This is a genomic window from Bacillus sp. FSL W8-1202 (assembly GCF_038006165.1).
Classification (GTDB): Bacteria; Bacillota; Bacilli; order Bacillales; family Bacillaceae; genus Bacillus; species Bacillus subtilis.
Map to the genome: position 1 here is coordinate 282895 of NZ_JBBOUR010000002.1, position 20908 is coordinate 303802.

The window sequence follows — 20908 nt, forward strand, 5'->3', positions numbered from 1 at the left end:
AGGAAGGAACGATGAACATTGAAGCAAAAACGGCCAAAGTATATGCAGATTATTGATGCAGCAGTAGAAGTCATTGCAGAAAACGGCTACCACCAGTCACAGGTATCCAAAATTGCCAAACAAGCCGGGGTAGCGGACGGCACCATCTATCTCTATTTTAAAAACAAAGAAGATATTTTAATTTCTCTTTTCAAAGAAAAAATGGGTCAATTTATTGAGCGGATGGAAGAGGACATTAAAGAAAAAGCAACAGCGAAAGAGAAATTGGCGCTTGTGATTTCAAAGCATTTTTCCCTTTTAGCGGGTGACCATAATCTCGCAATTGTCACGCAGCTTGAGCTCCGCCAATCCAACTTGGAGCTGCGCCAAAAAATCAACGAAATATTAAAAGGCTACTTAAATATTTTGGATGGCATTTTGACGGAAGGTATACAATCAGGCGAATTAAAAGAAGGCCTCGACGTCCGCCTCGCCCGGCAGATGATTTTTGGAACGATTGACGAAACCGTGACAACTTGGGTGATGAATGACCAAAAGTACGATCTCGCTGCGCTTTCAGACAGCGTTTTAGAATTATTGGTGTCCGGAATTCATAATAAGTAAAGGAGTTCTGTCCTATGAATGCAATATCACTGGCAGTTGATCAATTTGTGGCAGTTTTGACGATTCACAATCCGCCGGCAAATGCGCTTTCCAGCCGGATATTAGAAGAGCTGTCTTCCTGTCTTGATCAATGTGAGACAGATGCAGGCGTACGAAGCATTATCATTCACGGCGAGGGGAGATTTTTCTCAGCCGGCGCTGATATTAAAGAATTTACATCGCTTAAAGGCAATGAGGATTCCTCATTGCTCGCTGAGCGCGGCCAGCAGTTAATGGAGAGAATCGAAAGCTTTCCAAAACCGATTATCGCAGCGATTCACGGCGCTGCTCTCGGAGGCGGGCTGGAGCTTGCGATGGCCTGTCATATCAGAATCGCGGCAGAAGATGCTAAGCTGGGGCTCCCGGAGCTTAATCTCGGTATCATTCCAGGTTTTGCGGGGACACAGCGCCTTCCGAGATATGTCGGTACAGCCAAAGCATTAGAGCTCATCGGATCAGGAGAACCGATATCCGGAAAAGAAGCGCTTGATCTCGGACTTGTCTCAATTGGAGCGAAAGATGAGGCAGAAGTGATTGAAAAAGCAAAAGCACTTGCCGCTAAGTTTGCAGAGAAAAGCCCGCAAACGCTGGCATCTTTGCTTGAACTTCTTTATTCCAACAAGGTGTATTCCTATGAAGGCAGCTTAAAGCTTGAAGCAAAGCGATTTGGGGAAGCATTTGAGTCAGAGGACGCCAAGGAAGGCATCCAGGCATTTCTCGAAAAAAGAAAGCCTCAGTTCAAAGGCGAATAAAAGGGGATATGATCATGAATCTATTTGTACTGATGAAACGGACGTTTGACACAGAAGAAAAAATCGTCATTGAAACAGGAAAGATTCAGGATGACGGAGCTGAATGGATCATTAATCCATATGATGAGTACGCGATAGAAGAAGCCATCCAGCTGAAGGAAAAGCATGGCGGCACGATCACCGCCGTCACGGTCGGCGGTGAAGAAGCGGAGAAAGAATTGCGTACGGCGCTTGCCATGGGTTGTGACCAAGCTGTTTTAATCAACATAGAAGATGATCTCGAAGAACCCGACCAATATTCCATTTCTCAAGTTTTATACCACTATATGAAGGATCAGGAGTTTGATTTGATTCTCGGCGGAAATGTTGCCATTGACGGAGGATCAGGACAAGTGGCGCCTCGGCTTGCCGAGCTACTGGACATTCCGTGTATCACTACGATCACCAAACTCGAAATCAACGGCACTGATGCAGAAGCAGAAAGGGACGTCGAAGGGGATGTTGAAAAAATCAAAACGACGCTCCCATTGCTTGTCACAGCTCAGCAGGGCTTAAACGAGCCGCGCTATCCATCGCTTCCGGGAATTATGAAGGCTAAGAAAAAGCCGCTTGAAGAGCTTGAACTTGATGATCTTGACTTGGACGAAGAGGATGCTGAACCAAAGCTGAAAACCATTGAACGTTTTCTGCCGCCGAAAAAAGAAGCCGGGAAGCTTCTCCAAGGTGAGCCTGCTGAACAGGCAAAAGAGCTTGTTTCATTGCTCCGCAGCGAAGCTAAAGTCATTTAAAGCTTGGACATTCAAAGAAACAGGGGGATGTTAGAATGGGAAAAAAAGTGATCGTGCTTGGAGAAATACGCGATGGGGAATTGCGGAATGTCACCTTTGAAGCAATAGCTGCAGGAAGAACCATTTCAGGAGACGGGGAAGTCATCGGTGTTCTCATCGGTGAAAATGTACAAAGCATTGCACAAGAGCTTATTCATTACGGAGCAGATAAAGTTCTTACCGCTGAGGACCCGAAGCTGAAAACATACACGGCAGACGGGTACAGCCAGGTCATGAGAGGTGTTATCGAGCAAGAAAATCCTGATTCAGTCATATTCGGGCATACGGCAATGGGCAAGGATCTTTCACCGAAGCTTGCTGCCCGGCTGCAAACAGGCTTAATTTCTGATGCTATAGATGTAAGCGTTACCGGAGGGAATGTTGTGTTCACACGGCCGATTTACTCGGGGAAAGCTTTTGAACGCGTCATTTCAACCGATCCGATGATCTTTGCAACAATTCGCCCCAATAACATTCAAGCTTCAGAAAAAGACATCAGCAGGTCGGGAAGCATCGAAAGCATGAATGTCTCTCTTACTGACCTCCGCACTGTGATTCAAGAGGTCGTGAAAAAAACGGCGGACGGTGTTGATCTCTCCGAAGCAAAAATTATCGTTGCGGGCGGCCGAGGAGTCAAAAGTAAGGAAGGATTTCAGCCGCTGCAGGAGCTTGCAGAGGTGCTAGGGGCCGCAGTCGGGGCTTCTCGCGGGGCATGTGACGCTGATTATTGCGATTACGCGCTCCAAATCGGGCAGACCGGGAAAGTCGTCACTCCGGATTTGTACATTGCATGCGGCATTTCCGGCGCCATCCAGCATTTGGCCGGCATGTCAAACAGCAAGGTGATCGTCGCCATCAATAAAGACCCCGAAGCCGATATCTTTAAAATAGCGGATTACGGCATCGTCGGTGATTTATTTGAAGTTGTCCCGTTATTAACTGAGGAATTCAAACAATTGAATATACACTCATAAAGGAAATCCCGGACTTTAAAAGTTCGGGATTTTTTTCATATTTATAAATACATACGTACAAATATAAAAACAATAGAAAATGTCGTTGACATGTACGAACATATATAATATGGTTACTTTAAAAGCGCTTACATTCATGCTGACTCCTCAGGCAAAAGACAGATCACATATTTGACTGTGGTGCTTTTCATATCCGTATGAAAGGAATGATCAGAGGCATGTCTGAACATCAAGCAGTGATTCAAACAGATATCGTAAAAGGAACCATTAACAAAAATATATACGGTCATTTTGCTGAGCATTTAGGAAGAGGGATTTATGAGGGGATCTGGGTCGGAACGGACTCAGACATCCCCAATATCAACGGGATACGAAAGGACGTGTTGGAGGCGCTCAAACAGCTGCACATTCCTGTCCTCAGGTGGCCGGGCGGGTGTTTTGCGGACGAATACCATTGGGCAAACGGTGTCGGTGACCGTAAGACAATGCTGAACACTCACTGGGGCGGTACAATTGAATCAAATGAATTCGGAACGCATGAATTTATGATGCTTTGCGAGCTGCTTGAATGCGAGCCATATATTTGCGGCAATGTCGGAAGCGGAACCGTTCAGGAAATGGCGGAGTGGATTGAGTATATGACATTTGAAGAAGGCACGCCGATGTCAGACTGGAGAAAACAAAATGGAAGAGAAGAGCCTTGGAATCTGAAATATTTCGGCGTGGGTAATGAAAACTGGGGCTGTGGCGGCAACATGCATCCCGAATACTACGCAGATCTGTACCGGCGTTTTCAGACTTATGTCCGCAATTACAGCGGGAATGAAATTTATAAAATTGCAGGCGGCGCAAATGTGGATGATTTTAATTGGACGGACGTGCTTATGAAAAAAGCCGCTGGCCTGATGGACGGGTTGAGTCTTCATTATTACACGATTCCGGGGGATTTCTGGAAGGGCAAAGGATCAGCCACAGAATTCACGGAAGATGAATGGTTTATTACGATGAAAAAAGCCAAATACATCGGTGAATTGATTCAAAAACACGGCACAATTATGGACCGGTACGATCCGGAGCAGCGGGTCGGGCTGATTATTGATGAATGGGGCACGTGGTTTGATCCCGAGCCAGGCACGAATCCCGGTTTCTTATATCAGCAAAACACCATTCGTGATGCACTGGTGGCGGCTTCTCATTTCCACATTTTCCATCAGCATTGCCGCCGGGTGCAAATGGCCAACATCGCCCAAACAGTAAACGTTCTACAAGCGATGATTTTGACTGAGGGCAAGCGGATGCTTTTGACACCGACGTACCATGTATTCAATATGTTTAAGGTGCACCAGGACGCTTCTCTTTTAGCAACAGAGACAATGTCTGCCGACTATGAATGGAAGGGTGAAACGCTTCCGCAAATCAGCATTTCAGCGTCGAAACAAGCTGAAGGTGATATCAATATCACTATTTGCAACATCGATCACCAAAACAAAGCGGAGGCGGAAATCGAGCTGAGAGGCCTACTCAAGGCAGCGGACCATTCCGGAGTCATTCTTACGGCAGAAAAAATGAATGCGCATAACACGTTTGACGATCCTCATCATGTCAAACCGGAATCCTTCAGACAATACACGCTCAGCAAAAACAAACTGAAAGTAAAACTCCCGCCAATGTCAGTCGTCTTACTTACGCTGCGTGCTGATTCTTAATCGCGCAAGAGCGCCGGAGCTTCATGCCGGCGCTCTTTTTCAGGTTTTAAAACAGCTCCGGCAGGGCATGGTAAAGTACATGACAGTGAAGAGGAGATGTGATCTTATGCTTCGTACCATTTTAATGATTATTGGGGCAATTGTAGTGATCGGGGCCATTATCAGATTTGTGTTTTAAAAAAAGAGCATATCCCATTCAACCATATAAAAATGAGTAAACCGGCTGTGATCAGGAAAAAATAATTTGTAAGCATTAAAATAGCGTGAACGAATGGGAGATGCTATACTAAAAATCATCATTTCACATTGGAGGAATTCAATAATGGCTATCGTAAAAGCAACTGATCAATCTTTCTCAGCTGAAACAAGCGAAGGCGTCGTACTGGCAGACTTCTGGGCTCCTTGGTGCGGACCTTGTAAAATGATTGCACCTGTTCTTGAAGAATTGGATCAAGAAATGGGAGACAAACTGAAAATCGTAAAAATCGATGTAGACGAAAACCAAGAAACTGCCGGAAAATACGGCGTTATGAGCATCCCGACTCTTCTTGTGTTAAAAGACGGCGAAGTAGTTGAAACTTCAGTCGGCTTCAAACCAAAAGAAGCGCTTCAAGAGCTTGTAAACAAACATCTTTAATTTTCCGCTGCTTACATGCCAGAGCGATTCCGATTGAGGGATCGCTTTTTTTATTCGCCAATTGTGAACCATAGAGAAAAACAAACGTTCGTGTTAAACTGGATATAAAGGATTAAACATAAGGAAGGGTAACATATGAACAAACAACTGAAAGAAAAACTCGCCCTCCTTCCCGATCAACCGGGTTGTTATCTCATGAAGGACCGGCAGCAGACTGTGATCTACGTAGGGAAAGCAAAAGTGCTGAAAAACAGAGTGCGCTCCTACTTCACCGGTTCTCACGACGCGAAAACCCAAAGGCTTGTGACGGAAATCGAGGATTTTGAATATATCGTGACGTCCTCCAATCTTGAAGCGCTTATTTTAGAAATGAATCTGATCAAAAAGCATGATCCGAAATACAACGTCATGCTCAAAGACGACAAAACCTATCCTTTCATAAAACTCACCCATGAACGCCACCCAAGGCTAATTGTCACCCGCAATGTCAAAAAAGACAAAGGGCGCTATTTCGGGCCGTATCCGAATGTACAGGCAGCAAGGGAAACAAAAAAACTGCTCGACCGTCTGTATCCTCTCAGAAAATGCTCCAAGCTCCCGGACAGAGTGTGCCTTTATTATCATCTGGGCCAATGTCTTGCTCCGTGCGTAAAGGATATTTCCGAAGAGACGAACAGAGAGCTGGTTGAAAGCATTACACGTTTCTTAAGGGGCGGCTATAATGAGGTCAAAAAAGAGCTTGAAGAGAAAATGCATGAAGCTGCTGAGAATCTTGAGTTTGAACGAGCAAAAGAGCTTCGTGACCAAATTGCCCATATTGAATCAACGATGGAAAAACAAAAAATGACGATGAACGATCTAGTCGACCGTGATGTATTCGCGTACGCGTACGATAAGGGCTGGATGTGCGTGCAGGTCTTTTTCATCCGCCAAGGGAAGCTCATTGAACGCGATGTCAGCATGTTCCCGCTTTATCAGGAAGCAGATGAAGAGTTCCTCACGTTCATCGGGCAGTTCTATTCGAAAAACAACCACTTCCTTCCGAAGGAGATTTTAGTTCCAGACAGCGTAGATCAATCCATGATCGAGCAGCTGCTGGAAACAAACGTTCACCAGCCGAAGAAAGGCCCGAAAAAAGAACTGCTCATGCTGGCCCATAAAAATGCGAAAATCGCATTGAAAGAAAAATTCTCTTTAATCGAACGGGACGAGGAGCGTTCAATCGGGGCTGTGCAGAAACTAGGTGAGGCATTAAATATTTATACGCCGCACAGAATTGAAGCGTTTGATAACTCAAACATACAGGGGACAAACCCGGTTTCCGCGATGATTGTGTTTATCGACGGCAAACCATACAAAAAGGAATACCGCAAATATAAAATCAAAACCGTTACAGGGCCGGATGATTACGGTTCTATGAGAGAGGTTGTCAGAAGACGCTATACGAGAGTGCTTCGTGAGAATCTGCCGCTGCCCGATCTGATCATCATTGACGGAGGAAAAGGGCAGATCAACGCAGCAAGGGATGTCATTGAAAATGAACTCGGCTTGGATATCCCGATCGCCGGTTTAGCGAAAGATGAAAAACACAGAACCTCAAATTTACTGATCGGTGATCCGCTGGAGGTGGTGTATCTGGAACGAAACAGCCAGGAATTTTACCTCCTGCAGCGCATTCAGGACGAGGTGCACCGTTTTGCAATCAGTTTTCACAGGCAAATCCGCGGAAAAAGCGCGTTTCAATCCGTTTTGGACGACATCCCGGGTATCGGAGAGAAAAGAAAGAAAATGCTGTTAAAGCATTTCGGTTCCGTTAAAAAAATGAAGGAAGCAAGCCTTGAGGACATCAAAAAAGCCGGTGTTCCCACAGCGGCGGCTCAGCTCCTTTACGACAAATTGCAAAAATAATGTTGTCCTTTTAAATAAGATCTGATAAAATGTGAACTAATTTCATAGTTAGATCGTGTTATATGGTGAAGATAGAGGTGCGAACTTCAAGAGTATGCCTTTGGAGAAAGATGGATTCTGTGAAAAAGGCTGAAAGGGGAGCGTCGCCGAAGCAAGTAAAACCCCATCGGTATTATTTGCTGGCCGTGCATTGAATAAATGTAAGGCTGTCAAGAAATCATTTTCTTGGAGGGCTATCTCGTTGTTCATAATCATTTATGATGATTAATTGATAAGCAATGAGAGTATTCCTCTCATTGCTTTTTTTATTGTGGACAAAGCGCTCTTTCTCCTCACCCGCACGAACCAAAATGTAAAGGGTGGTAATACATGGGTCTTATTGTACAAAAATTCGGAGGCACTTCCGTCGGCTCAGTCGAAAAAATTCAAAATGCGGCAAACCGCGCAATTGCAGAAAAACAGAAAGGCCATCAAGTCGTTGTCGTCGTTTCAGCAATGGGAAAATCCACTGACGAATTGGTCAGCCTTGCAAAAGCTATTTCTGACCAGCCGAGCAAACGCGAAATGGATATGCTGCTGGCGACAGGCGAGCAGGTCACGATTTCACTCCTTTCAATGGCATTGCAGGAAAAAGGCTATGACGCTGTATCTTATACTGGCTGGCAGGCGGGAATCCGTACAGAGGCCATTCACGGAAACGCCAGAATTACAGATATCGACACTTCGGTTTTAGCAGACCAGCTTGAAAAAGGAAAAATTGTCATTGTTGCAGGCTTCCAAGGCATGACAGAGGATTGTGAAATTACGACATTGGGCCGGGGCGGTTCAGATACAACAGCAGTTGCTTTGGCTGCCGCTTTAAAAGCTGATAAATGTGACATATACACAGACGTGCCAGGTGTGTTTACAACCGATCCGCGCTATGTGAAATCAGCGAGAAAACTTGCGGGCATCTCATACGATGAAATGCTTGAGCTTGCCAATTTAGGCGCCGGCGTTCTTCATCCGAGAGCAGTTGAGTTCGCGAAAAATTACCAAGTGCCGTTAGAAGTGCGTTCAAGTACAGAAACCGAAGCGGGAACATTAATTGAGGAGGAATCATCCATGGAACAGAATTTAATTGTCAGAGGAATTGCATTTGAAGATCAAATCACAAGAGTAACCATTTACGGGCTGACTAGCGGTCTGACAACTTTGTCTACTATTTTTACGACACTTGCCAAAAGAAACATAAACGTGGATATCATTATCCAAACGCAGGCCGAGGACAAGACTGGAATTTCCTTCTCTGTCAAAACAGAAGATGCAGACCAAACCGTTGCGGTGCTTGAAGAGTATAAAGACGCGCTGGAATTTGAGAAAATCGAGACAGAAAGCAAATTGGCTAAAGTATCCATTGTTGGATCCGGCATGGTCTCAAATCCCGGTGTAGCGGCTGAAATGTTTGCTGTACTGGCGCAAAAAAACATTTTAATCAAAATGGTCAGCACATCTGAAATCAAAGTGTCAACAGTCGTAAGCGAAAATGACATGGTGAAAGCAGTCGAGTCGCTTCACGATGCATTTGAGCTTTCAAAACACCCTTCAGCTGTGTAATGACAATCAAAAAGGCGGGACTATGCAGTCACCGCCTTTTTGATTACACTGGGTCTTTCATATCCCATTTCACAGTCAGAACCACTTTATCGGCTCTCTTTTTCACTTGTTCATATGATTCGGCAATCTGATCATTCATCAATTGAATTTGTTCAGCGATAAAACCAGCCTCCAGCTGAAAGCAAGGTTCTTTCTGATGTTTAAGCCGGTTGGAAATGATCGGCCCTTCAAGTTCAAATTCAAGCTCCTGTTTTTTAGCGCTTACGTTGGTGAGGGTTCCCCAGCCCGCTTCTTCAAAGAAGGCCGGAAATTCCTCCCATGATTCAAGAGGAAACTTACGGGCGAGATGTTTTCCTGCCCAATACATCATGGAAGAGTAATCTTGGCCAAGCATATCTGGGAGAACGATCTCTCGTATTAGTTCGTAGGCATAGGCGTTCATTTCAATTTCTTTTAGGTTGTCAATAGATGCTTCAAATTTAGACTTCATATCTGTCTCCCCTCTCTCCTGCGTATATTATAGCTTAAACAGGGGGGAGGATTACAGAATGATCCTGTAATTCTTATGAAAAATTAAGCAAGAAATATATATTGATAAAATAAAATTTTTCAATCAACTAATCAATTCGGAAAATTATAATTTATGTACGCGTTTTCTTGACGCCCTTTTGAGGGAGGAGTAAAATGAAATTGTCAATAAATCTTAATAAAGTGCTTACAATTGAAAGAAGTGGGGGAAGAGATTTAGCACATTTCGCACTTATCAAACAGGGGGTAAAGTAATGTCTGGGAACAGAGAGTTTTATTTTCGAAGATTGCATTCCTTGCTTGGCGTCATACCGGTCGGCATCTTTCTTATTCAGCATTTAGTCGTCAACCAGTTTGCCGCAAGGGGCGCTGAAGCATTCAATAGCGCTGCTCATTTTATGGATAGTCTGCCTTTCAGGTATGCCTTGGAAATTTTTATTATCTTCTTACCATTAATTTATCATGCAGTTTATGGTGTGTACATAGCGTTTACTGCGAAAAATAACGCAGGCCAATACAGCTACATGAGAAACTGGCTATTCGTCCTGCAGCGTGTAACCGGTATCATCACCCTCATTTTCGTCAGCTGGCACGTGTGGGAAACCCGCATTGCCGCACAAATGGGCGCTGAGGTCAATTTCGACATGATGGCGAATATTTTGAGCTCTCCGGCTATGCTTGGTTTTTACATTGTCGGTGTTTTATCAACAATTTTCCACTTCTCGAACGGTTTATGGTCTTTCGCTGTTACATGGGGCATCACGGTAACGCCTCGTTCTCAAAGAATTTCGACATACGTTACGCTGATTATTTTTGTTGCACTGTCATACGTAGGCTTAAAAGCGATTTTTGCATTTGTTTAAGAGTACTAGATTACTAGAGGGAGAGGGGCTATCATGAGTCAATCAAGCATTATCGTAGTCGGCGGGGGTCTTGCCGGCCTCATGGCGACAATTAAAGCAGCGGAATCAGGAATGGCGGTTAAATTGTTTTCCATCGTTCCTGTCAAACGTTCTCATTCAGTTTGTGCGCAAGGCGGCATAAACGGAGCGGTCAATACAAAAGGGGAAGGTGACTCTCCGTGGGAACATTTTGATGACACGGTATACGGGGGAGACTTTCTTGCCAACCAGCCGCCAGTCAAGGCGATGTGTGAAGCGGCGCCTTCTATCATCCACTTATTAGACCGGATGGGCGTCATGTTTAACCGGACGCCTGAAGGCCTGCTTGATTTCCGCCGATTCGGGGGTACACAGCACCACAGAACTGCTTATGCTGGTGCGACGACGGGACAGCAGCTGCTTTACGCACTGGACGAGCAAGTGCGCAGATACGAAGTTGCGGGTCTGGTCACAAAATACGAAGGCTGGGAATTCCTTGGCGCTGTTTTAGATGATGACAGAACCTGCCGTGGAATTGTTGCACAAAACCTGACAAACATGCAAATTGAATCCTTCCGTTCAGACGCTGTCATTATGGCGACGGGCGGACCGGGAATCATCTTTGGAAAATCAACGAACTCCATGATTAATACAGGATCTGCTGCATCAATCGTTTATCAGCAGGGAGCGTATTATGCAAACGGAGAATTCATTCAAATCCACCCGACAGCCATACCGGGCGATGACAAACTAAGACTGATGAGTGAATCAGCGCGTGGAGAAGGCGGGCGCGTGTGGACATATAAAGACGGCAAACCATGGTATTTCCTGGAGGAAAAATATCCGGCATACGGAAACCTGGTGCCGCGTGATATTGCGACACGCGAAATATTTGATGTGTGTGTGAACCAGAAGCTCGGCATTAACGGTGAAAACATGGTATATCTGGATCTGTCTCATAAAGATCCGAAAGAGCTTGATATTAAGCTTGGCGGCATCATTGAGATTTATGAGAAATTCATGGGAGACGACCCGCGTAAGCTTCCAATGAAAATCTTCCCGGCGGTCCATTATTCTATGGGCGGTTTATGGGTGGATTACGATCAAATGACAAACATCCCTGGACTGTTTGCGGCTGGGGAATGTGATTATTCTATGCACGGCGGCAACCGCTTGGGAGCAAACTCCTTGCTGTCTGCGATTTACGGAGGCATGGTGGCCGGTCCGAATGCGGTGAAATATGTAAACGGCTTAGAATCTTCAGCGGAAGACATGTCTTCATCTTTATTCGACGCTCACGTTAAGAAAGAAGAAGAAAAATGGGCTGACATTATGAGTATGGACGGAACCGAAAATGCCTATGTTCTTCACAAAGAGCTCGGTGAGTGGATGACGGCGAACGTAACGGTTGTCCGCCATAATGACAAGCTTTTGAAAACGGATGACAAAATTCAGGAGTTAATGGAGCGCTTCAAAAAGATCAACATCAATGACACGACAAAATGGAGCAACCAGGGAGCGATGTTCACACGCCAGTTCTCAAACATGCTTCAGCTTGCTAGGGTGATTACCCTTGGCGCATACAACCGTAATGAAAGCCGGGGCGCCCATTATAAACCGGATTATCCTGAACGTAATGATGATGAATGGCTCAAAACAACAATGGCTAAACATGTAAGCCCGTATGAAGCGCCGGAATTTGAGTATCAGGATGTCGATGTATCACTGATAACGCCTCGGAAACGGGATTACTCGAAGAAGAAGGTGGCGAAATAATCATGAGTGAACAAAAAACCATACGATTTATTATCACACGTCAAGATACAGCCGACAGCACGCCTTACGATGAAGAATTTGAGATTCCATACCGCCCGAATCTGAACGTCATTTCCGCTCTGATGGAAATCCGCCGGAATCCGGTTAATGTCAAAGGTGAGAAGACAACCCCTGTCACATGGGATATGAACTGTCTTGAGGAAGTATGCGGCGCATGTTCAATGGTCATAAACGGAAAACCCCGCCAGTCTTGTACGGCGCTTATCGACCAGCTTGAACAGCCGATCCGTTTAAAACCAATGAAAACATTCCCAGTCGTTCGTGATTTGCAGGTTGATCGCAGCAGAATGTTTGATTCATTGAAAAAAGTTAAAGCATGGATACCGATTGACGGTACGTACGATTTAGGACCGGGGCCGAGAATGCCGGAAAAACGCCGTCAATGGGCATATGAATTATCAAAATGCATGACATGCGGCGTCTGCCTCGAAGCTTGCCCGAATGTGAACAGCAAATCGAAGTTCATGGGGCCTGCACCGATGTCGCAAGTCCGCCTGTTTAACGCGCATCCGACAGGCGCCATGAATAAATCTGAACGATTAGAAGCATTAATGGATGAAGGTGGCCTTGCAGATTGCGGCAACTCGCAAAACTGTGTTCAATCCTGTCCGAAGGGGATTCCGCTTACCACTTCGATTGCAGCCTTGAATAGAGATACAAACTTACAAGCGTTCCGCAATTTCTTCGGAAGCGACAGAGTATAAGAAGAAAAAACCTCTTCCGCATGGGAGAGGTTTTTTTAAACAATAAGGAGATGAAAAAAGATGAAGCTTCCCGCTTATATTGATATGCCGTTTCAAGAATGGAAAACATCCTTTTCTTTTGTTAATGAGGTATCCGTAAGATTTTCCGAGACAGACATGTTTGGGCATATGAATAATGTAACCCCTTTTATATATTTTGAGGAGGCGCGGATTTCTTATTTTAAAAAGCTGAATATGATGAGTGAAAACAAACAGACCATGACAGTCGTGGCAAGCCAGCAATGCGATTATTTGCGCCAAGTCATGCCTTATGAAGAATTGCGCATCTATGTGAAAACAAGCGCAGTCGGCAGTTCATCTCTTACCTTGCACTATCTCGGAGAGAACCGCGAAGGCGAGCCCTGCTTCACCGGGGCAGTCGTGATGGTTCAAGTCTCAAAGGAAAGCGGCAAAGCTGTCAGCTGGACGGATGAGGAGAAAGAAACGCTTCTTCATACACGATAAACTAATTATCTTGTAAACGTCACCTCCTGCGCCCTTCTTACATATGATATCTCGACTATATCAAAACCCATTCGTTTCTGATTCGCTCTCACCTTAGCAAGGAGGGTTACAATACTTGAAGGAGAAAGAATTTCAATCGAAGCCGCTGCTAACGAAAAGAGAAAGAGAAGTGTTCGAATTGCTCGTTCAAGATAAGACAACAAAGGAGATTGCAAGCGAGCTATTTATCAGTGAGAAAACCGTTCGAAACCATATTTCAAATGGTATGCATACCGGTCGCAAACTAAGAGCCCTTTAGAGGCTCTTTTTTTATATGATGAGTCGTTTTTTATTGAAGTACATATTGATGCGGGTCATCGCAAATGACTCTGGAACCTTGAAGGCATCGGCAATGACTTGAACTGCGTCGTATAGATTACGGGGGATGTCCATTGCTCGGAGCATGAAAGTAGGTATACAAAAGTGATACGCAAAATAATTGGCCTGGTACTCTAAATATCGTTTCCACGAAGCAGGCATGATCTTATCATCGTTCATGTGTCTAAAATCATGGCAAACCTCATGAGCAAAATCCAGCCACTGTTCCTGTCGTGTCTTTCGTGAATCTAAAGAAATTGTATACATGCCGTTGAATCGCAGAGCAAAACTCGTTTCCGGATTATAAACAATTAAGATGTCCAAGGCCTGAGCAATTCTATCAAAATTAATCTCATGTGGCTTTGTAATATCGATCTCCCTGTAAAGCTGTTCAATCCAATCTTCTAAATGGCTGTTAGTGTATCTCAAAGATGAAACCTCCCTTAAATAACCAAAGATGTGACTTTTATCATAGGCTTTATTGTATCTTATCACCTATTTTGTCGAAGGTGAACAAACGTATGTTCCCTTTTTAGCGAAAAGAAAAGCCCCCTTTAGGGGCTCAATTTAATTTGAATCTTTTTTCTTAGCTTCTTCAAAACTCAAGATATCAAAATCTAGTCTTTTCTCGCTTCCTAAATCATCATAGGTTTTTGCATCACTTGGAGGAGAAATAATCATTTTCAAACTAGTGATATCTTTTGAATTATCTTTAAGTATCCACCATGCCTGGCCTTCTTTTTTAACTTTCCCTAAGAAGTCTCCGCCTACTTCACCCATTAATCCCATTTCAGATTCAAGCTGTTCTCCTGTATTTGTAACAATAACAGCTTGGTTAGGGTCAAACGTTACGTCCTTAGAAGAAGTGTTTTCGGCCTTCATATCGACTACAATAGCCCGAACTTTATCTTGATCATTAAAATAGAGTGATTTTGCATCAGCATCTGGTTCAATTTCGAGAACGTCCACACTGTTAATATAAAGCTTCATGCTGCCCATAGTAACAGGTTTTATAGGCGTGTCTTTACCATCAATTCCGACTTCGTCGTTATATCCAACTCCGATATCTTTAACGTGGCCCAGTCCTTCAATATCACCTTCGCCAGTTTTTTCAAACTGTTCTTTTAGTGCAGCATCTTGTTTAGCTTGCTCTTTTTCTTTATCAATTTTATCGACGTAAACGGCTTTCACTTTAGGAAGGGCACTTCCTTCAGCTCTGCCTTCATATGTACCATAAATTTTAACCGTATCGTTTAGTTTGAACTTATCAGCGCTTTTATTGCTTACTGTGTAAACTTCAGATCCATCGCTATTTTTACTTACAGTAAACTCAACATTTTTAGAAACTGTGTCCCCATCATCATTGACGTTATCGGCATAAGTAACATCGCCTTCAATGACAATTTTTGTCCCTTTCTTAATGCCGGCGCTATTTACTTTTTCATAGGCATATGATTTTGCATCTTTTTTAAACTGGTCCTCAGCACTAAGTGAGCTTGTCTTGCTTGAAGAAGATTTTTCATTACTACTTGAAGAGTCAGAACTACATGCAGCTAAAGAAAAACTAAGAGTCAATGCTCCAATACCTAATAACCATTTTTTCAATTGTAATTTCCCCTTTTATAATGAAGTGCAATCTCTTTCTTTGTATCGTCTAAATAAAGGATTTTTTTACTTTTTCTCTCTAAAATCTGAGTGAAAAACCCTGAATGTTTTACCTCAAAATTTGCGGTTGAATGCAGAAATAACCTCATGGATCACCTCAAAAATTGAGGTTGAAATGGTTTCAACTGAATAGTTTACCTCAAATTTTGAGGCGAAGTGTTCAGCATTAATTAAACTAAACTAAACAATAATAATAAATAAAGATAAAGAGATCGTTATGTAATTATTTTTTGTTCCCGTTTTTTATATCTCCGGGTTGTCTACCTGATTTTAATTGCTCAGCAATAATTCTTTGAGCTGCTTCCAAAATTGAAGCTGTTATCTTTCCATCAGCAGCAGCTACCAGAGTATCAGGATCTTCAAGAATCTTTCTTGCTTGTTCGTTGAAGATTTCATCTTGTGTCTCCTGGCTTTCTCCTCTCAAAAGAAAATCAATAGTGACGTTATAGTAGTCAGCAATTTTTATTAGAGTCTCATGATCTGGCTCTCTTTTCCCTTGCTCATATGAAGCGTAGGTTGTACGGGCAATACCTAACTTATCTGCTACTTCCTGTTGCTTCATCTTCTTTTCTTCTCTTAATTTCTTTATTTTGGTTGAAAAGTTCATATTTTATCGCCTCTCACATTTTGTGGCACTAAGAACATTATAACTACACAATAAGCGTAGTATATTAAATTACTCGAAAAGAGTATTTTTTTTAGGAAAAGGGGTTTACAATACTCTAAATGCGTAGTATATTATATTCAACGACACGAAATGAGTAGTGGAGGTGAAAGGAATGGCCACTAAATCAAAACAGCGAGAATGGTTAAAGTGTCATCGTTTAAACAAAGGATTAACTCAAAAAGATGTTGCTGCTAAAGCAAAGATCGCACGAACTACTTACGCTTCAATTGAACAAGGCGAGCGTAATGCGGGAGTTCAAACAGCTAAGTCTATAGCAGAAGTTCTTGATTTTAACTGGACTCTTTTTTTTGATGATCAAGTACGCGTTTCGAGTAGTGAGCGTAATGCAGTACATTCTGCTTAATTTCTTGGTTAGTCCAACCGTCCAACACGAATACACTGACGTGAGGTGATCACATGGCGAAACAAACTAAGAAAAAAACAACAAACATCAAGATGGGCAAAGAATATTACGGAACGATGGACAGAGAAGAGTGTTTCCGTAAAGCTCTTGAGCCGTACTTCACTTCTAAAAAAGAATTAAGGCTTCACGCTTAATTATCTGCTTCACCTTTTTTTGGTGGACAAGCAAGGAGGTAACAGCATGAATCAAATTGTTTTTATTGAAGGCAACCAAGCCGTGACAGACAGCCTGACAGTGGCTGAGGTATTCGGAAAACGTCACGCCGATGTAATAAAAAGCATTGAAACGCTTAATTGCTCTAAAGATTTTGCTGAACGAAATTTTTCGTTGAGTGAATATCTAGATCCAACAGGCCGATCATTGAAAAAATATCTGATTAAACGCGATGGACTCACATTTCTGGTTTTTGGTTACACGGGCGCCAAAGCAGCAGTGTTCAAAGAAAAATACATTGCCGAATTTAACCGGATGGAAGCCGAACTTCAAAAAATGACTCAACCGTCCTACATGATCGAAGATCCAGTCAGCCGGGCAAAGCGATGGATCAGCGAGCAGGAAGAACGGCAGCAACTTGAACAAGCATTGAAGATTCAGGAACCATTGGTCAACTTTGCACAGAGTTGCATGGCGGCTGAAAAATCATTGCTTGTGAGAGAACTGGCAAAGCTTGCTTCGAAAAATGGCATCATGATTGGTGAAAAGCGACTGTTTCAGAAGCTGCGCGAATGGAAGATGATCATGGCCAACAAGAATGAGCCATACCAGGAATACATCGAGCGAGGTTTCTTTGAGATCGCACAGGGGGTGCGCCAAGTAAACGGGACGCCAAAATCCTGGCTGACAATGCGCATCACTCCGAAGGGACAAGCCTTCATCATCAATAAGCTGAAAAAACAGCAAGCCAGCTAGTTCCTTCATTACTTAAATTTTACCAGTTAAAACTAAATATATCAGGGGGCAAACATATGTCGAACAATCCATACAATATGGACAATTTACCAAGCATTCTCAGGCGAGAACGCAAAAGGGCAGGATTGTCGCAGTATCAAATTGGCAAGGTGATTGGGAATAGAGATCAATCGTATGTCTCCAATGTGGAAAACGGTATTTTTCCTCTTACGCCTGATCTGTGTATCAAGTGGTTTGAAGCTTGCGGAGCCTATGAACACATTGATCTAGTGCATTTCTTGTTTAAGCTTCATCCGACAGCGGCGGCGCCTATTGATCCAGCGTTAAATGAGAGTGCAAGTAGTGCGGTTATCAATATGATTCATCAGCTTGAAGAGGCATTGCAAGCAACAAAACATCTGGCTCGTTGGCTGGCAAATGATCGGCCCGGAAGGTCAGATGATATACCGATGGGGGACATCAAACAAATATTTGATCTGATCCCAGCAAATAAAACGCTGATTTATTCATTAGTGCGGAGTCACGGTTTAAGCATGCAAGAGCTGGCCGATAGGTGGACGCGTAAAGCATTAATGGATCGGGTTGCGATGGCAAAACAAGAAGAAAGAAAGGCGGTTTTGGTATGAAAACTAATCAATTTTTGAAGTCAGATGTAAATGCTGCAAAAAGAAAAATTGAATCAGCGGAAGAGCTTTCTATCATGCTTTCAGAGGCATTGCGTGATGGTGATTATGAAGAGGCAATCAGTCTCGCCGGAAGTATCAAAGTTCTTACAGAGGATATCAGCCGACTGGCGAATAAAGGGCGGTTGTATGAAACAGCTATGAAAATGCAACAGCGCGGCATCAATTTGGCAGTGATAAGTAGGTGTTTGGGATGAATCTCAGAAAATTTGAGCTCGCGGCAAGCTTCTTGCGCCATGCCCAAAAGGCGGCATATTCAGAGGAAGATATCAAAGGAGCTGTGAGCATTCTGCATAAGGAATTTTACTCTTTAGAAAATGCAATCGACAGTCTTGCTGAACTTGCTAAAGCAAAAGAAGGAGCTGAGGAAAATGGAAGTCGAGAACCCAATGATTCTGAACAACTGGCACGATAGGCTGACTGAGCCGGAAACACAAAAGGATTTTTTCGGGGATGAAGTTACCCCAGTCGATGATTATGTAATCGATTGCGGCGCGGTGATCTTGAGAGAGAACCTTGATCGTTATCTGAGGGAACAGCTTGGTTTCAAATTTAAAAATGAGCAATAAAAAAGCCCACTCTGGCAAGTGGACTCAGTAAGGCGTTTTGACTGAAATATTTACTTAATTATACCAAAACGCCTCATAAAAATCAATGGAGGTTTTATACATGGCTAAATCAATAAAAGTGGCATTCAGCGAGCGTGCGGAGGATCAGCAACGTTTAAGACAGGTCGGCGGTTCAATTGTATTCGCCAAAAACGGTAAAGCGCAGTTTAGTTTCCCTTCTATGGATCACTACCGGGAATGGCAGCGGCTTGGAACGGAAGCATACAAAAGAAAGGTGGCAGAAGCACAATGAATGGATTATCACAGGTAGATTACTCAGATTACATGCCGGCCCCTCAGCAGGCATCCAGTGTGACTACAGAAGCCATGGTAAGCCGACAGGCGCAAGAAGTACAGGCGGCTATGGTTATTGCAAAGAAATTCCCGCGGGACGTATATGCGGCGTTTGATCGGATAAAAAAAGCATGCGAACGAAGATTGTTAGCTGAGAATGCGGTGTATGAATATCCCCGCGGCGGGACAAAGGTATCTGGTCCGTCAATCCGATTGGCTGAGGCATTGGCGCAGAATTGGGGCAACATTGATTACGGAATTATGGAGCTCGAGCAAAAAGCCGGAGAATCCTCTGTCATGGCGTATGCTTGGGATCTCGAAACGAATACACGACAAACCAAAATATTCACTGTGAAGCATGAGAAAAAGGCAAAAGGTACAGTTACAAAGCTTAATGACGCTAGGGATATTTACGAAATGGTTGCCAATCAAGGAGCCCGTCGACTACGTTCCTGCATACTTGGAGTGATTCCTGGTGATATCGTTGACGCTGCAGTTGATATGTGCCAGAAAACGTTAATAAACGGCCATAAAGAACCATTGGAAGATCGGCTCAGAAATGCTTTATCAACATTCAAAAAAGAATTCGGGATCACCAAAGAAATGATTGAAGAATACATCGGCAGTAACGTCGATGCCTTTACAGAACAAGACTTTTTAAAGATTGGCCGCATTTATACATCTTTACGTGATGGTATGGCGAAGAAAGAAGATTACTTCAATATCAAGACGACAGGCCCAACTAAATCAAAGGCTGAGGAAGAATTCAAAAAGCAAAAAGAACAAGCTGACAAGCCTGTTGATAGTAAAGAAAAGGCGGGTGATCCTGCTAATGCGGATACCGGCGCTAAACAAGGAGAACTATTATTCTAACGAGATTGATAGATACTACATGTCGAACTCTCAATATAAAAGCTTTCTTCAATGTGAGGCAGCAACGATGGCAAAGATTAACGGAGAATGGACGCCCCCAACATCGGAGGCCCTTCTCTTCGGTCAATATGTTCATGCCTGGCTTGAAGGTGAACAGGCTTTTGATGAATTTAAGATGAATACACCTTCGCTATTTACTCAAAAAGGTCAGCTGTACAAGCAGTATCAGTTAGCTGATCTGATGATTGAGGCAATTCAACAAGACGATCTCTGTATGTTCGTTCTTCAAGGTGACAAGGAAGTCATCGTAACTGCTGAATTGTTCGGTGTTCCGTGGAAAGGAAAGCTGGACGTATACAACCCAGCTGGCGGCCGTTTCTCCGATCTGAAAACTGCACGGTCTTTACGGGAGAAAGTTTGGGACCCCGAAATTGGATATTGTTCTTTTGTTGAGGCTTATGGCTATATCGCGCAAATGGCACTATATGCAGAGCTTGAAAGAAGAATGACAGGGCGAAATGAGTGGCTTGAGCCTCTGATAGTAGGAGTCTCTAAGGAAGATCCGCCCGATAAAGCTGTAATCAATATTGACGAGGCCAGAATGGAAGTTGAGCTTGAGGACATTGAGAAACGAATTGAACGTATTATTCAGGTTAAACACGGTGGAGAAAAGCCAAGACGATGCGAAAAATGCAAGTATTGCCGTGCCACTAATCAACTCAACAGCATCATACATTTTTCGGAGCTGGTTAGTTGATGGAAAGGACAGTGATCAAAGTTCCTATCCCTCATTGTTATGTCTGGCTTGTAAAGACGGTCCGACGAGATATGCGAAAAGACTTGTACACCCGATATGTTACTGACTATCTCAAGAGAAATGAACCTACTTTGAGATTAGTTGAAATAGACTTCAAAGCTTTGACAGCACTGTGC

The 20908-nt window shown here is 43.5% G+C and carries 27 protein-coding genes and 1 riboswitch; of the genes, 23 read left to right on the top strand and 4 right to left on the bottom strand.

Annotated features, from left to right (window positions below):
• Window positions 1-18: 18 nt before the first annotated feature.
• The 8 genes from fadR to NSQ09_RS21490 all read left to right on the top strand — a co-directional run bounded on the left by fadR (window position 19) and on the right by NSQ09_RS21490 (window position 9042).
• The gene (gene fadR, locus NSQ09_RS21455) at window positions 19-603 is read left to right on the top strand and encodes a fatty acid metabolism transcriptional regulator FadR (RefSeq protein ID WP_014477593.1); all 585 of its coding nucleotides are present in this window, start codon (window positions 19-21) and stop codon (window positions 601-603) included.
• Window positions 604-617: 14 nt separating this feature from the next.
• Entirely contained in the window at window positions 618-1394 is a 777-nt protein-coding gene (locus NSQ09_RS21460; protein WP_003229549.1) for an enoyl-CoA hydratase, read from the top strand.
• A gap of 14 nt (window positions 1395-1408) precedes the next feature.
• Entirely contained in the window at window positions 1409-2182 is a 774-nt protein-coding gene (etfB, locus tag NSQ09_RS21465) for an electron transfer flavoprotein subunit beta (RefSeq protein ID WP_014480500.1), read from the top strand.
• A gap of 35 nt (window positions 2183-2217) precedes the next feature.
• On the top strand, window positions 2218-3195 hold the full coding sequence (etfA, locus tag NSQ09_RS21470) for an electron transfer flavoprotein subunit alpha (protein ID WP_072173597.1): 978 nt from the start codon (window positions 2218-2220) through the stop codon (window positions 3193-3195).
• A gap of 218 nt (window positions 3196-3413) precedes the next feature.
• Entirely contained in the window at window positions 3414-4901 is a 1488-nt protein-coding gene (abfB, locus tag NSQ09_RS21475) for an alpha-L-arabinofuranosidase AbfB (protein WP_124058806.1), read from the top strand.
• A 322-nt stretch (window positions 4902-5223) separates the two neighbouring features.
• Window positions 5224-5538 (top strand): thioredoxin, encoded by a 315-nt coding sequence (gene trxA, locus NSQ09_RS21480; RefSeq protein ID WP_003222500.1) that lies wholly within the window; start codon window positions 5224-5226, stop codon window positions 5536-5538.
• A 135-nt stretch (window positions 5539-5673) separates the two neighbouring features.
• Window positions 5674-7446 (top strand): excinuclease ABC subunit UvrC, encoded by a 1773-nt coding sequence (uvrC, locus tag NSQ09_RS21485; protein WP_017696677.1) that lies wholly within the window; start codon window positions 5674-5676, stop codon window positions 7444-7446.
• 64 nt (window positions 7447-7510) lie between these two features.
• Window positions 7511-7690, top strand: a riboswitch (Lysine riboswitch).
• 125 nt (window positions 7691-7815) lie between these two features.
• Window positions 7816-9042, top strand: coding sequence for an aspartate kinase (locus NSQ09_RS21490; RefSeq protein WP_024572581.1), 1227 nt, complete (start codon window positions 7816-7818; stop codon window positions 9040-9042).
• Window positions 9043-9085: 43 nt separating this feature from the next.
• Here NSQ09_RS21490 and NSQ09_RS21495 read toward each other — a convergent pair whose 3' ends face one another.
• Window positions 9086-9532, bottom strand: a complete 447-nt coding sequence (locus NSQ09_RS21495) for a YslB family protein (protein WP_003222508.1) — start codon at window positions 9530-9532, stop codon at window positions 9086-9088.
• 292 nt (window positions 9533-9824) lie between these two features.
• Between NSQ09_RS21495 and sdhC the strand changes: the two genes are divergently transcribed.
• From sdhC to NSQ09_RS21520, 5 genes are all read left to right on the top strand, one after another.
• On the top strand, window positions 9825-10433 hold the full coding sequence (sdhC, locus tag NSQ09_RS21500) for a succinate dehydrogenase cytochrome B558 (protein ID WP_003222512.1): 609 nt from the start codon (window positions 9825-9827) through the stop codon (window positions 10431-10433).
• 33 nt (window positions 10434-10466) lie between these two features.
• Window positions 10467-12227: a succinate dehydrogenase flavoprotein subunit gene (gene sdhA, locus NSQ09_RS21505; protein WP_003229567.1), complete on the top strand. Its 1761-nt coding sequence runs from the start codon at window positions 10467-10469 to the stop codon at window positions 12225-12227.
• Window positions 12228-12229: 2 nt separating this feature from the next.
• Window positions 12230-12991: a succinate dehydrogenase iron-sulfur subunit gene (gene sdhB, locus NSQ09_RS21510; RefSeq protein ID WP_003229569.1), complete on the top strand. Its 762-nt coding sequence runs from the start codon at window positions 12230-12232 to the stop codon at window positions 12989-12991.
• 60 nt (window positions 12992-13051) lie between these two features.
• Window positions 13052-13495, top strand: coding sequence for an acyl-CoA thioesterase (locus NSQ09_RS21515; RefSeq protein ID WP_129137821.1), 444 nt, complete (start codon window positions 13052-13054; stop codon window positions 13493-13495).
• A 115-nt stretch (window positions 13496-13610) separates the two neighbouring features.
• Window positions 13611-13793 carry a LuxR C-terminal-related transcriptional regulator gene (locus tag NSQ09_RS21520; protein WP_032722321.1) on the top strand — a complete coding sequence of 61 codons (183 nt, stop codon included), beginning with the start codon at window positions 13611-13613 and terminating at the stop codon, window positions 13791-13793.
• Window positions 13794-13804: 11 nt separating this feature from the next.
• Here NSQ09_RS21520 and NSQ09_RS21525 read toward each other — a convergent pair whose 3' ends face one another.
• The 3 genes from NSQ09_RS21525 to NSQ09_RS21535 all read right to left on the bottom strand — a co-directional run bounded on the left by NSQ09_RS21525 (window position 13805) and on the right by NSQ09_RS21535 (window position 16124).
• Window positions 13805-14281, bottom strand: a complete 477-nt coding sequence (locus NSQ09_RS21525) for an ImmA/IrrE family metallo-endopeptidase (RefSeq protein ID WP_242139169.1) — start codon at window positions 14279-14281, stop codon at window positions 13805-13807.
• 138 nt (window positions 14282-14419) lie between these two features.
• A complete protein-coding gene (locus NSQ09_RS21530; RefSeq protein WP_064670934.1) occupies window positions 14420-15457 on the bottom strand; it encodes a hypothetical protein in 1038 nt (345 codons plus the stop codon).
• Between the two features lie 283 nt (window positions 15458-15740).
• Complete coding sequence (locus tag NSQ09_RS21535) at window positions 15741-16124, bottom strand: helix-turn-helix domain-containing protein (RefSeq protein WP_032722318.1); 384 nt, start codon at window positions 16122-16124, stop codon at window positions 15741-15743.
• A gap of 172 nt (window positions 16125-16296) precedes the next feature.
• On the opposite strand from NSQ09_RS21535, the gene NSQ09_RS21540 reads away from it, so the two are divergent.
• The 10 genes from NSQ09_RS21540 (at window position 16297) to NSQ09_RS21585 (ending at window position 20732) form a co-directional block, all read left to right on the top strand.
• Window positions 16297-16548 (top strand): helix-turn-helix transcriptional regulator, encoded by a 252-nt coding sequence (locus NSQ09_RS21540; protein WP_041850205.1) that lies wholly within the window; start codon window positions 16297-16299, stop codon window positions 16546-16548.
• 53 nt (window positions 16549-16601) lie between these two features.
• Window positions 16602-16742 (top strand): hypothetical protein, encoded by a 141-nt coding sequence (locus tag NSQ09_RS21545; RefSeq protein WP_017696669.1) that lies wholly within the window; start codon window positions 16602-16604, stop codon window positions 16740-16742.
• A gap of 46 nt (window positions 16743-16788) precedes the next feature.
• Window positions 16789-17517: a Rha family transcriptional regulator gene (locus tag NSQ09_RS21550; protein ID WP_144452720.1), complete on the top strand. Its 729-nt coding sequence runs from the start codon at window positions 16789-16791 to the stop codon at window positions 17515-17517.
• A 56-nt stretch (window positions 17518-17573) separates the two neighbouring features.
• Window positions 17574-18143, top strand: a complete 570-nt coding sequence (locus tag NSQ09_RS21555; RefSeq protein ID WP_017696667.1) for a helix-turn-helix domain-containing protein — start codon at window positions 17574-17576, stop codon at window positions 18141-18143.
• On the top strand, window positions 18140-18397 hold the full coding sequence (locus NSQ09_RS21560) for a YqaH family protein (RefSeq protein ID WP_032722314.1): 258 nt from the start codon (window positions 18140-18142) through the stop codon (window positions 18395-18397). Before NSQ09_RS21555 ends, NSQ09_RS21560 begins: the two co-directional genes overlap by 4 nt.
• Window positions 18394-18615, top strand: a complete 222-nt coding sequence (locus NSQ09_RS21565) for a hypothetical protein (RefSeq protein WP_272516055.1) — start codon at window positions 18394-18396, stop codon at window positions 18613-18615. The genes NSQ09_RS21560 and NSQ09_RS21565 overlap by 4 nt, the downstream gene beginning before the upstream one ends.
• Window positions 18572-18769: a YqaI family protein gene (locus NSQ09_RS21570; RefSeq protein WP_095713588.1), complete on the top strand. Its 198-nt coding sequence runs from the start codon at window positions 18572-18574 to the stop codon at window positions 18767-18769. The genes NSQ09_RS21565 and NSQ09_RS21570 overlap by 44 nt, the downstream gene beginning before the upstream one ends.
• Window positions 18770-18869: 100 nt before the next feature.
• Window positions 18870-19061 carry a hypothetical protein gene (locus tag NSQ09_RS21575; protein WP_114523722.1) on the top strand — a complete coding sequence of 64 codons (192 nt, stop codon included), beginning with the start codon at window positions 18870-18872 and terminating at the stop codon, window positions 19059-19061.
• Window positions 19058-19975: a hypothetical protein gene (locus NSQ09_RS21580; RefSeq protein WP_199680936.1), complete on the top strand. Its 918-nt coding sequence runs from the start codon at window positions 19058-19060 to the stop codon at window positions 19973-19975. Before NSQ09_RS21575 ends, NSQ09_RS21580 begins: the two co-directional genes overlap by 4 nt.
• Entirely contained in the window at window positions 19935-20732 is a 798-nt protein-coding gene (locus NSQ09_RS21585; protein ID WP_284674913.1) for a PD-(D/E)XK nuclease-like domain-containing protein, read from the top strand. The genes NSQ09_RS21580 and NSQ09_RS21585 overlap by 41 nt, the downstream gene beginning before the upstream one ends.
• Window positions 20733-20908: the final 176 nt, after the last annotated feature.